Source organism: Paraburkholderia caballeronis (assembly GCF_900104845.1).
Classification (GTDB): Bacteria; Pseudomonadota; Gammaproteobacteria; order Burkholderiales; family Burkholderiaceae; genus Paraburkholderia; species Paraburkholderia caballeronis.
Genome location: NZ_FNSR01000001.1, coordinates 69,827 through 81,896, shown reverse-complemented (window position 1 = coordinate 81,896; position 12,070 = coordinate 69,827). Strand labels below are relative to the sequence as shown.

11 protein-coding genes are annotated in these 12,070 nt (G+C 66.9%); 3 read left to right on the top strand and 8 right to left on the bottom strand.

Features of this window, described 5'->3' with window-relative positions; translation table 11 throughout:
- Positions 1 to 24 precede the first annotated feature (24 nt).
- Entirely contained in the window at positions 25 to 804 is a 780-nt protein-coding gene (locus BLV92_RS00390) for an exodeoxyribonuclease III (RefSeq protein WP_090541172.1), read from the top strand.
- Positions 805 to 826: 22 nt separating this feature from the next.
- On the opposite strand, the gene BLV92_RS00385 is transcribed toward BLV92_RS00390, so the two are convergent.
- The 8 genes from BLV92_RS00385 to argB form a co-directional block, all read right to left on the bottom strand.
- Complete coding sequence (locus BLV92_RS00385; protein ID WP_244283722.1) at positions 827 to 1,918, bottom strand: M48 family metallopeptidase; 1,092 nt, start codon at positions 1,916 to 1,918, stop codon at positions 827 to 829.
- On the bottom strand, positions 1,915 to 3,309 hold the full coding sequence (locus BLV92_RS00380) for an AmpG family muropeptide MFS transporter (RefSeq protein WP_090541170.1): 1,395 nt from the start codon (positions 3,307 to 3,309) through the stop codon (positions 1,915 to 1,917). Before BLV92_RS00380 ends, BLV92_RS00385 begins: the two co-directional genes overlap by 4 nt.
- A gap of 56 nt (positions 3,310 to 3,365) precedes the next feature.
- Positions 3,366 to 3,974: a methionine biosynthesis protein MetW gene (gene metW / locus BLV92_RS00375; RefSeq protein ID WP_090541168.1), complete on the bottom strand. Its 609-nt coding sequence runs from the start codon at positions 3,972 to 3,974 to the stop codon at positions 3,366 to 3,368.
- Positions 3,971 to 5,116 (bottom strand): homoserine O-succinyltransferase MetX, encoded by a 1,146-nt coding sequence (metX, locus tag BLV92_RS00370; protein WP_090541166.1) that lies wholly within the window; start codon positions 5,114 to 5,116, stop codon positions 3,971 to 3,973. The genes metW and metX overlap by 4 nt, the downstream gene beginning before the upstream one ends.
- 290 nt (positions 5,117 to 5,406) lie before the next feature.
- On the bottom strand, positions 5,407 to 5,985 hold the full coding sequence (locus tag BLV92_RS00365; RefSeq protein ID WP_090541164.1) for an HdeD family acid-resistance protein: 579 nt from the start codon (positions 5,983 to 5,985) through the stop codon (positions 5,407 to 5,409).
- A 154-nt stretch (positions 5,986 to 6,139) separates the two neighbouring features.
- A complete protein-coding gene (slmA, locus tag BLV92_RS00360; protein ID WP_090541162.1) occupies positions 6,140 to 6,808 on the bottom strand; it encodes a nucleoid occlusion factor SlmA in 669 nt (222 codons plus the stop codon).
- On the bottom strand, positions 6,775 to 7,575 hold the full coding sequence (locus tag BLV92_RS00355) for a pyrimidine 5'-nucleotidase (protein WP_090541160.1): 801 nt from the start codon (positions 7,573 to 7,575) through the stop codon (positions 6,775 to 6,777). Before BLV92_RS00355 ends, slmA begins: the two co-directional genes overlap by 34 nt.
- Positions 7,576 to 7,699: 124 nt before the next feature.
- Positions 7,700 to 8,599: an acetylglutamate kinase gene (gene argB / locus BLV92_RS00350; protein ID WP_090541158.1), complete on the bottom strand. Its 900-nt coding sequence runs from the start codon at positions 8,597 to 8,599 to the stop codon at positions 7,700 to 7,702.
- A 1,441-nt stretch (positions 8,600 to 10,040) separates the two neighbouring features.
- Here argB and BLV92_RS00340 point away from each other — a divergent pair.
- Both BLV92_RS00340 and BLV92_RS00335 read left to right on the top strand, forming a co-directional pair.
- Positions 10,041 to 11,417: a sensor histidine kinase gene (locus BLV92_RS00340; RefSeq protein WP_090541153.1), complete on the top strand. Its 1,377-nt coding sequence runs from the start codon at positions 10,041 to 10,043 to the stop codon at positions 11,415 to 11,417.
- Between the two features lie 15 nt (positions 11,418 to 11,432).
- Positions 11,433 to 11,975 carry a response regulator transcription factor gene (locus BLV92_RS00335; protein ID WP_090541150.1) on the top strand — a complete coding sequence of 181 codons (543 nt, stop codon included), beginning with the start codon at positions 11,433 to 11,435 and terminating at the stop codon, positions 11,973 to 11,975.
- Positions 11,976 to 12,070 lie beyond the last annotated feature (95 nt).

Genomic DNA, 12,070 nt, shown 5'->3' with positions numbered 1-12,070 from the left:
CGCCGACAACAAGGAAACGACGACATGCTGCGTGTGATCACCGCGAACCTCAACGGCATCCGCTCCGCGGCGAAGAAGGGCTTTTTCGACTGGTTCGGCGCACAGAACGCCGACGTGCTGTGCGTGCAGGAAATCAAATGCTCGCAGGACGACATGACGCCGGAATTCCTCGCGCCGCATCACTTCAAGGGCTACTTCCAGCATGCGGTGAAGAAGGGCTACAGCGGCGCGGGCGTGTACACGTGCCACGAGCCGGACGACGTGCTGATCGGCTTCGGCAGCGACGAGTTCGATCCGGAAGGGCGTTACGTCGAGGCGCGTTTCGGCAAGCTGTCGGTCGTGTCGGTGTACGTGCCGTCGGGATCGAGCGGCGACGAGCGCCAGGCGGCGAAGTATCGCTTCATGGACGCGTTCATGCCGCATCTCGCGGAACTGAAGCGCGAGCGCCAGGTGATCGTCTGCGGCGACGTGAACATCGTGCACAAGGAAATCGACATCAAGAACTGGAAGGGCAACCAGAAGAACTCCGGCTGCCTGCCCGAAGAGCGCGCGTGGCTCACGAAGCTGTTCGACGACGTCGGTTACGTGGACGTGTTCCGCACGCTCGACCAGCGGCCCGAGCAGTACACGTGGTGGAGCAATCGCGGCCAGGCGTATGCGAAGAACGTCGGGTGGCGGATCGACTACCAGATCGCGACGCCGGGCATCGCATCGACCGCGAAGACCACGTCGATCTTCCGGGACATCAAGTTCAGCGACCATGCGCCGCTGACCATCGACTACGACTACACGGTCGCCGGCTGAGTGAACCGGGCGGCGCGGCCGCTCAACGCTCCGTGGCCTTGCGCCGCTGCGGCACGCCGATGCCCGCATAGTCGGGCAGCGCGTTCAGCGGCTTGCCGATCGCCTTCGCATAGAGCGGCAGCATGTCGGGCAGCCGTTTCATGATGTCCTGGCGGCGCGCCGGCGTATAAGGGTGCACGTAGATGAACCCCTGGTCGCGGTCGTTGCGCGTCGCGGCCGCGAGCTTGTCCCATAGCGTGATCGCCGCGCGCGGATCGAAGCCCGCGCGCGACGCGATATCGCTGCCGATCACGTCGGCCTCGGTTTCGTCCGCGCGTCCGTAGTGCATCTCGAACAGTTGCGAGCCGATGCCGAGCGGAAACACGCCGAGGTCCGCGAGCCCGAACAGTTGCGGCACCGTGCCCTGCGCCAGTTGCGCGGCCTGCTGCTCGCCGAGCCGCTCGCGCACGTGCTCGCGCACCGCGTGCGCGATCTCGTGGCCGAGCAGCATTCCGAGTTCGTTGTCGTTCGGCCTGATCCGGTCGAGCAGCCCGCCGTACACGACGATCTTGCCGCCCGGCAGGCAGTACATGCGAATGTCCGGCGAGCGGATCACCGCGACTTCCCACTTCCAGCTCTTCACGCGGTCGCTCCACTTCAGCGAATACGGCTGAAGCTGATCGACCAGCGCCCGCACGCGCTGCACGCGAGGATCGGTGTCCGGATACAGACGGTCCGAGTGCGCCGCGCCGCGCACGATTTCCGCATATTCGGCGGTGGCCTGGGCTTCGAGCATCGGTGACGGGATCAGGCTGCGGAACAACGCCGCATCGCCGAAGCGGACTTCCTTGCCGGCGCCCGACGACGGGTTGTTCGCCGCCGCCGCGCCGCTGTTCGCGGCTGGCGGTTCGGGCTGTGCCGGTTGAGCGGGTTGGGCCGGTTGCGCGGCCGGCGGCGCATTGTCCGCTGCCGCGTTCGGCGTCGGATTGCCGCCCGACGTAGTGCCGCTGCCGGCTGCCGCCGGTGCCCCTTCCGCGTGCGCGTGGGCCGCCTGCAACGCCGCCGCGAGCGCCAGCGCGAACACGGCTCGCATGCGGCGGCGCGAGCGGGGCGCGGCGTTGCGTGTCGTCGTCACGACCGGGTTCTCCACGGGGCGATGCGGATGAGCAGCAGCATACCCGGTACCGCGAGCACGGTGCAGACGATGAAGTAGTCGAACCAGCCGATCCGCGTGACGAGGAAGCCGCTCGCCGCCGACGCAAGCGTGCGCGGCACCGCCGCGAGGCTCGTGAACAGGGCGAACTGCGTCGCGGTGTAGCGCGGGTCGGTCGTGCTCGCGATGTACGCGGTGAACGCGGCAAGCGTGAGGCCGGTCGCGAACGTCTCGAAGCCGTACACGAGTGCGAGGGCGAGCGCGCGTGGATCGAGCCGCAGGTTCGCATCGACGCCGACGGCCGCCGCGCCCTTCGTGACTGCGTCGCCGCACGCAATGACGAAGTCGTGGATCGCGGCGAGCGACGGCGAATCCGCGCCGAGCTGGGCAAGCCACGCGAAGCCGAGCGTCGACACCATTTGCAGGAAGCCGAAGATCCATAGCCCGCGGCCGATGCCGATCTTCATCAGCGCGACGCCGCCGACGATGCCGCCCGCGAGGCTCGCGCCGAACGCGGTTGTTTTCGCGATCACGCCGATCTCGGTGCGCGAGAAACCGATGTCGAGGAAAAACGACGTCGACAGCGTGGTCGCCATCGTGTCGCCGAGCTTGTACAGGAAGATGAACGCGAGCACGAACAGCGCGGCGCGCCAGCCGTCGCGGTTCACGAACTCCGCGAACGGCTGCAGCACCGCGTCGCGCAGGTTCTTCGGCGGCGTGCCGTGTACTTCGGGTTCGCGGACCACGAGCGTCATCGCGACGCCGGGCAACATGAACGCGGCGGTCACGATGAACACCGTCGTCCACGGCAGATGGTCGGACAGGATCAGCGCGAGCGAGCCGGGCACCAGCGCGGCGATCTTGTACGCGTTCACATGGACCGCATTGCCGAGGCCCTGCTGCGTGTCGGTCAGCAACTCGCGCCGGTAGGCGTCGACCGCGATGTCCTGGCTCGCGCCGAAGAACGCGACGAGCGCGGTCAGCGCGGCGACGGTCCAGATCGAGTCGCGCGGCGACACGAAACCGAGCGTGCCGATCGCGACGCCGACCAGCAACTGCGTGACGAGCATCCAGCCGCGCCGCCTGCCCGGCCGCCAGCCCGGCAGGCGCGGCACGTAACGGTCCATCAGCGGCGCCCACACGAACTTCCACGTGTACGGAAACTGGATCAGCGCGAAGAGGCCGATTTCCTTCAGGTTCACGCCTTCCGAACGCAACCACGCCTGCACGAGATACACGAGCGTGAAAAGCGGCAGCCCGGACGTGAAGCCGAGAAACACGCAGATCAGCATGTGCATATTCAGATACGCACGCCAGCCGGGATGTTCTTCGTGAGCGGTTAGGGCGGGCACCTCGTGAGGCTGGTTCGGCATGTCGGCGATAGCGGCGGCGGAGTCGGATTGCGTGGGCGCCGGCGCCGCCAGCGGCGTCAGCTTTTCTTCACGCGATAGACCGCAAGACTACCACGCCAGTTCACGCCCCAACGCACCACCTGGCCCTCGTGCAGCACGACGCGATCCAGAATCTCGACGCCCACTTCGGGCGCCAATGCTTCGAAGTCCTTCACCGTCAGCACGCGCACGTTCGGCGTGTTGTGCCACTGGTACGGCAGCGACTTCGACACCGGCATCCGGCCGCGCAGCACCGACAGCCGGTGCGGCCAGTAGCCGAAGTTCGGGAACGACACGATGCACTCCTTGCCGACCCGCGCGGTCTCGCGCAGGATCGCCGCGGTCTGGTGGATCGTCTGCAGCGTCTGCGACAGGATCGCGAAGTCGAAGCTCGCGTCCTCGAAGAGGCGCAGGCCGTCCTCCAGGTTCTGCTGGATCACGTTGACGCCGTTCTTCGTCGCGGCGAGCACGCCCGCGTCGTTGATCTCGATGCCGTAACCCGACACTTCCAGTTCCTCGGACAGCAGCGACAGCAGCGCGCCGTCGCCGCAGCCGAGATCGAGCACGGTCGAGCGCGGCTCGACCCAGCGCGCGATCGCGCGGAAGTCCGAACGCGTGGACAGGCTGTCGAAAGCACTCTGGTTCATGCGCCCACCTCGATGGCAATGCGTTCGTAATACGCGCGCATCAGGTTGTGATAACGCGCGTCGTCGAGCAGGAAAGCGTCGTGGCCGTGCGGCGCGTCGATCTCCGCGTAGGTGACCTGGCGCTTGTGGTCGAGCAGCGCCTTCACCAGTTCGCGCGAGCGCGCGGGCGCGAAGCGCCAGTCGGTCGAGAAGCTCGCGACCAGATACTTCGCCTTCGTGTGCGCGAGCGCCTTCGTCAGATCGCCGTCGAACGCCTTCGCCGGATCGAAGTAGTCGAGCGCGCGCGTGATGAGCAGATACGTGTTCGCGTCGAAGTAGTCGGCGAACTTGTCGCCCTGGTGGCGCAGGTACGACTCCACCTCGAACTCGACGTCGAAGCTGAAGTTGTACGCATCGACCGCCCCTTCCGCGCGGCGCAGCGCGCGGCCGAATTTCTCGGCCATGTCGTCGTCGGACAGATAGGTGATGTGGCCGATCATCCGCGCGACGCGCAGGCCGCGCTTCGGCTTCACGCCGTGCGCGTAATAGTCGCCGCCGTGGAAGTCCGGGTCCGACAGGATCGACGAGCGCGCGACCTCGTTGAACGCGATGTTCTGCGCGGACAGCTTCGGCGTCGATGCGATCACGATGCAGTGGCCGAGCCGGTCCGGATACATCAGGCTCCACGCGAGCGCCTGCATCCCGCCGAGGCTGCCGCCCATCACCGCCGCGAAGCGTTCGATGCCGAAGCGGTCCGCGACGCGCGCCTGCGCGTTCACCCAGTCCTCGACGGTGACGACCGGAAACCGCGCGCCATAGGGGCGTTGCGTCGCCGGGTCCATGCTCATCGGGCCGGTCGAGCCGAAGCACGAGCCGAGGTTGTTCACGCCGATCACGAAGAAGCGGTTGGTGTCGAGCGGCTTGCCGGGGCCGACCATGTTGTCCCACCAGCCGACGTCCTTCGGGTTGTCGGCATACACGCCGGCGACGTGGTGCGACGCGTTGAGCGCGTGACAGACGAGCACCGCATTGCTGCGCGCGGCGTTCAGGGTGCCGTAGGTCTCGACCATCAGGTCGTAACCGGCGAGCGCCGTGCCGTTCTGCAGTGGCAGCGGCTCGTCGAAATGCAGTTTTTGTGGAGCGACGATCCCGATCGATTCCATTCATTCCGCCTTGGTTGCAGGGCGGCTAAACGGGTGTCGGCGATGCGCGGGAAGAATGAGGGCTGCGCGGCTGACGACCTCTTTAGCCGCATTTGTAATGAACCCGAGCCCCGGCGCCATGATGGGCGGACCGGGCCGGTCGGGTTCGCGCGCCCGCAATCGAGTCAGCAAATCGGCGCGCCATGTACTGCGAAGAACGCAGAGTATAGCGGAAAATCCGGCGAAGAAACGGCGGCAGCGGCCGCCGGGGCCATCGGGAACGCGGGCGTGGGCAACGCAGCGCGGCCGCGCTACGGCGTCGGATGCGCGTTGCGCCAGCGCCGCAACTGGAACGCGGCGACGATCATCAAGATCCCGTAGATGATGGCGTAGGCGGCGATCACCCAGATCAGCGACAGCGCGCCCGCGCCCGGAAACACGACGATGAAGAGGCCGACCAGCGCGGACAGCAGCCCCGAGATGCCGACCGCCCATGGATGCGCGATCGCGCGTCGATACTGGATCGCATAGACGATCTCGAAGATGCCGGTGCCGAGCATCCAGAAGCCGATGATCAGCACGAGGATCAGCGCCGTCTCGTTCGGCCAGAAGAACGCGACGAGCCCGGCCAGCACGCCGATCACGCCGATCAGGATGTACGTCCAGCGCCGCGAGCCCTTGCCGCGGACGCCGTACATCAGCGCGAACGCGCCGTCGACGATCGCATACGCGCCCCACACGAGCGCGAGCGTGACCACGGTGATGCCGGGCATCGCGAACGCGAGGATGCCGAACACGATCGCCGCGAGGCCGCGCGCGATCAGCCAGCCCCAGTGGGCGGACAGGCCGGGAAGGTCCGGCAGCGGAGACGAACTGATGGGACGGTTCATGCGGGTCTTCTCCTTCAGGTGATGCTGCGACGCACGGTTGCAGGCGGCCGCGCGGGGCGCGGCACCACGGGAAAAGGAACGCCGGCGGCGGGTTCGGGCCGCTGCCCTGGAGCCGGCGCGACAGCCGCCATGGCGGCCGGACGCGCTGTGGCTGCTACTGGAGGATGATGCGAAGCTGCTCGTCCGCGTACTCGCCGGGCTCGCGCACGAAGCCGCTTTGCGCGTAGCGATGCCAGCAGCCGATCACATAGCGGACGACGAGGCTCGCGCGCACAGCAGGATCGTAACCCGGCGGCAGAACGACCGTCGCGGCGGTGGCCGGCCCTTCGGATTCGGCGAGCGCGACGCGCAGGCACTGGCGCAGCGACGCCTCGATCCGGTCGAGCATCTGGTTCACGCGCTCGGCGAGGCGCGCGTGCTCGCCGACCAGCGCCTCGCAGGTCAGCACCCGCGTCATGCCGGCGTTCTTCGTCGAGAAGTTGATGAGCATCAGCGCGATCGCGCGCGCCTGGAGGATGCCGTTCGGTTCCTTCGCGACGATCTGGTTGATGAGCGCGAACAGCGTCTGCTCGATGAAGTCGATCAGCCCTTCGAACATCTGGGCCTTGCTCGCGAAGTGGCGGTACAGCGCCGCCTCCGATACGCCGAGGCGCGCGGCGAGCGCGGCCGTCGTGATCTTTTCGCCCTTCGGCGTTTCCAGCATCGCGGCCAGCGTCTGCAGGATGTGGATGCGCCGCTCGCCCGGCTTCGGCCGCGCGGCGCGGCGCACGGTGCCTTGCGGTTCTCGTTCTACGGTTGCGTCACGCGTGTCGGTCGGCTGCATGAAGGTCGCCCCTTGAATCGCATCGACTGCCCCAGTCGCCCCGACCGGATGCCCAGTTGTAGCGATTTTAGCGAACGAATGCGCTGGTCGACATAGTGCGGCTTGCCGCTTCCCTGACGGCGCGCGGATGGTGCGGGCAGCGGCGGCAGATGGCCGGTGATCCAGACGGTCCGGATGCCGAGCCGCCGGTAGCGTTTCAGATGGCCGCGCGTGTCTTCGATGAGGATCGCGTCCGCGAGCGTGGCGCCGGCCCGGCGCAGCGTCTGCCGCAGCATCGCGCGGTCCGGCTTCGCGCGCCAGCGGTCGCGCTCGCGCATCTGCTCGATCGCGACGACGCGCTCGAACAGCCGCTCGATGCCGAGTTCCGCGAGGACCGCGCGCGCATAGGCCTCCGGGCCGTTCGTCAGCAGGATCCGGCGGCCCGGCAGCGCGGCGAGCGTGCGCGCGAGGCCGCGCTCCGCGTGAACCATCGAGCCGAGATCCGAAAACGTGTGGACCGCCTTCAGGAAGTCGTGCGGATCGACCGGATGGTGCCGCGCAAGCCCGAGCAGCGTCGCGCCGTAGCGCACCGTGTAGCCGACCCGCAGCCGGTTCGCCTCGGTGACGTCCACGGCGAGCGTGTCGACGATGTACTGCGTCATCGCGCGGTTGATCTGCGGGAAGATCGCGCGCGATGCGCCGTGCAGCGTGTTGTCGAGATCGAACAGCCAGACGGGGGTGCCCGCCGCGTGTTGCGGCCGGCGTCGGCGCGGGCGGGAAGGATTCATCGGGCGGGAAGGCGGATCGGGTGGCGGGGCCGTGCGCGGACGGCAGGATGTCGGGCCGTCCGCCCGTTCGCATTGGCGGCGAACGGCGCGGCGGACCGCGCCGGAGCGGCCGCCGCCGGGGGCATCAATGCGAACGGATCATAGTGCCGAACGGCTGCTCGGTCAGGATTTCGAGCAGCACCGAATGCTCGATCCGGCCGTCGATGATGTGGACCGAGCGCACGCCGCTCTTCGCCGCGTCGAGCGCCGACGAGATCTTCGGCAGCATGCCGCCGGAGATCGTGCCGTCCTCGAAGAGGGCGTCGATCTCGCGCGCGGACAGGTCGGTCAGCAGGGTGCCCGCCTTGTCCATCACGCCGGGGATGTTGGTCATCATCACGAGCTTTTCGGCGTTCAGCACGACCGCCAGCTTGCCCGCGACGAGGTCCGCGTTGATGTTGTACGACAGGCCGTCCTCGCCGAAGCCGATCGGCGAGATGACCGGGATGAACGCGTCGTCCTGCAACGCCTTCACGACCGCCGGGTTGATCGCCTCGACCTCGCCGACCTGGCCGATGTCCACGTACTGGCCCGGATTGTCGCGGTCCGGCATCATCAGCTTGCGCGCGTGGATCAGGCCGCCGTCCTTGCCGGTCAGGCCGACCGCGTGGCCGCCGAAGTGGTTGATCAGCGTGACGATGTCCTGCTGCACCTCGCCGCCGAGCACCCACTCGACGACTTCCATCGTTTCCTCGTCGGTGACGCGCATCCCCTGGATGAAGGTGCCCTGCTTGCCGATTTTCTTCAGCGCCTGGTCGATCTGCGGGCCGCCGCCGTGCACGATGACCGGATTGATGCCGACCAGCTTCAGCAGGATCACGTCGCGTGCGAAACCCTGCTTGAGCCGCTCCTCGGTCATGGCGTTGCCGCCGTACTTGATGACCACGGTCTTGCCGTGGTACTGGCGGATGTAGGGCAGCGCTTCGGCCAGGATTTCGGCTTTCAGCGTAGGCGCGATCTGGGAGAGGTCGGGATGATCGGACATGGCGGCGGAAAAATGGGCGAAAACGGTTGAAACAACGGCGAATTGTACAGGACTGTCGCGCCGCAACAGCGAAGAACAGATGACGGCCGGATGGCCGACGGTGACGGGCTGGGCCGGGTGGTTTGCAGCGTCTTTTCGGGGTTTCCCGGCCCGCTACCGGGTCGTTGGCGGAAGGCTGGCGGCGCGCGGGGGCGAAGCGCGGCGGCGGTTGGGCGAGGCGGCGCGGATGGCCGGGACGGCGACCGCGCGCCGGCTCCGGCGATCGCCCGTCGGCACGCGCTGGTCACCTGCGCGGCGTGTGGCATCATGGGCTTACCGCCGGATTCCGGCCTTAGAAGGAGCGCGTGCGATGACCGCCTCCGTTTCCCCCGTTCACCCCGATGTGAAAAGCGTGCGCTGCCCGCGCTGCGCACGGATGTTCGACTGCGGCCGGCACGCGGAGCCGTTCGACTGCTGGTGCAAGACGCTGCCCGCGCTGCCGGCGAGTCAGGTGGATCCGCGCGGGCGCTGCGTGTGTCCGGAATGTCTTGCTGCCGCTGTCGCCGCCGGACCGGCGACGAGTCCGGAATCCGCCGGGGGGATTTGACAGTTCGCGTCGTCGGCCGCCGATCTTGTGCGCCAGGTCGCTGCGGGTCGGGACGATGTTTTTACGGCTAGCGGCTACATCGGCATAACGAGGCGGCGCGAGTTCGCCTGCCGCGCGACCCTGCTCCTCCGTCACGCCGTTGCACTTCGGTCAGTGGACGTGCTTTCAGCGTACCCACGCTATCCCATTCCACCTGATGCAGCTATCGTGCGGACGCACTGTATGCGCACCGCTACACGCGAGCGTTGCGATCATCAATTTAGGTGTCCAACGAACCTGACCGGCGCATACTGGCGCGCGATGAGCGACGGCCGTTTTAGCGGGGCGTCGGTGGTTTCGCGTTCAACGGATCGATCGAGGTTGGTCACAATGCGGGACGGCGCTGTACGCGATAAACCCGCCGTTCCGATTCAGTCGCATTGCTGAACAGCGCGCAGGACTGGATTCACATTTCGCTGTCAGCACAAGTTTGAATTTTCAATTTTTTGAGAAAAGACGGATTCAACGCGTCATAATCTGATTTACGTCAACATGATGGCCGGATTATTCCGCAGGCTTCGGAAATTGGCCGCAGGTGTGACGCACCTCCGCGATATGTCGAGTTTGCCTGCGCATCCGGGTGCGACACGTCGCAGCGGACACCTTAGAATGACGCGTCCGCAGTTGGGCTTCGCGATAGCGGCGAATGCGCGGCCTGACTGCGGTGACAGCGGATTCGGATGTCGTGCAATGGGGTGTATCGAAGGCGCATGAATTCTAAGTTCAACATTCAATTAACGTCGATGAATTAAGCTGATCGAAACAAATGTATTTAAGATAATCGGTAAGAAACCCATCAACCGGTAAACTGGCAGCATGCATCGGATAACCGTTAGCGCTAGTGTCAATCTCGGCCATCTTTTCTGGCTGCGCAGTCTCGCCATCATCGGCCAGCTCTGCACGATCGCGTTCGTGCAGTTCTTCATGGGCGTGCGTCTGCCGTTGCCGGCGATGCTGTTCGTGATCGCGATGGAAGTGCTGTTCAACGGCGTCACGTGGCTGCGCGTGTCCCAGGATCGTCCCGAGTCGAATCTCGAACTGTTCGGCCAGATCTGGGTCGACATCGGCGCGTTGTCCGCGCTGCTGTTCCTGTCGGGCGGCACCACCAATCCGTTCGTGTCGCTGTATCTGCCTTCGATCGCGATCGCGGCCGCCGTGCTGCCCTGGTATCTGGCCGCGTGGCTCGCCGCGTTCGCGGTCACCTGCTACGTGCTGCTCGGCTTCGATTCCGTGCCGCTCAACATGGACAACCCCGCGAACCTGTTCGACTACTACCGCGCGGGCATGTGGGTGAACTTCATGGTGAGCGTCGCGCTGATCGTGTGGTTCGTCGCGCGGATGTCGCGCGCGCTGCGCCAGCGCGAAAACGCGCTCGCCGACGCGCAGCAGCGCCTGCTGCGCGACGAGCGGGCGGTCGCGCTCGGCGTGCAGGCGGCCACCGTCACGCACGAGATCGGCACGCCGCTGTCGACGATCGCGATGCTGACCGAGGAACTGCGCGACGCGGCGCGTACCGACAGGGGCCTTGCGCCGTACGTCGCCGACCTCGACCTGCTCGACCAGCAGATGTCGCTCTGCACGTCGGCGCTCGCGCGGCTGCGCAGCCGCGCGTCGTCGGGCAGCCGGCAGGCGGTCGGCGAATGGCTCGGGCCGTTCGTCGAGCAGTGGCGGCTGCGCCATCCGCACGTGACGTTCGAGCAGGTCGGCGATGCGCCGGCCGACGCGAGCCTCGACGACACCGTCGCGGTCAGCCAGATCCTGACGATCCTGCTCGACAACGCCGCGCGCGCGAGCCGCGATCACGTGACGTTGCGCTCGCAGCGCGCGGAGCACGACGATTTGGTGGAGTTCGAAGTTTGCGACGCGGGGCCTGGCATCCCCGCATCGCTGAGGGCGTCGCTTGGTGCTGCGCCGGTCGACAGTACCCAGGGCGGCCATGGTGTCGGGCTGTATCTGGCGTTTTCGTCGGCGGCCCGGCTCGGCGGCTCCATTGAGTTGTCCGACGTGAATCCTCCGTCCGCGGGCGCAGAACGTGTTCCGCGCGGCACCCGCGCGGTATTGCGCGTGCCGGCGAGGGCCGTTGCGGCATCGGCGGGCGCGCCTGGCATGCGCCCGGATGCCGGTCCGGACGGCAGCAGCGATTCGGCCAACAGTTCGGGCGCGGGCGATCCAAAGCCCGGTGCCGCCCACTAACACGGAGAAACAGGCATGAGCGATTTGAATTTTCTGGTGATCGACGACGACGAGGTGTTCTCCGACATTCTGACCCGCGGGCTCGCGCGCCGCGGTTATCAGGTGCAGCAGGCTCACAACGGCGAGGAAGCGATTCGCTTCGCGAACCAGCAGAAATTCTCGCAGATCACCGTGGATCTACACCTTGGCAAGGACTCGGGATTGGGCCTCGTCGCGCCGCTGCGCGAACTGCAGCCCGATGCGCGGATGCTGGTGCTGACCGGCTATGCGAGCATCGCGACCGCGGTTCAGGCGGTGAAGGACGGCGCGGACAACTACCTCGCGAAACCGGCCAACGTCGAAACCATCCTGGCCGCCTTGCAGCGCGACGCGAGTTCGCTGCAGGCCGAGGAAGCGATCGAGCATCCGATGCCGCTGTCCGTTGCGCGGCTCGAATGGGAGCACATTCAACGCGTGCTGGCCGAGCACGGCGGCAACATCTCGGCGACCGCGCGCGCGTTGAACATGCACCGCCGCACGCTGCAACGCAAGCTCGCGAAGCGGCCGGTCCGTCAGTGACGGATGGCGGGCATCGACCGGCGGCGACACGGGAAGCCGCCGGCCGGCGTTCCGCCTCGGCATGATGCAGCCCGGCTTGCGGCACGCCGGGCCAT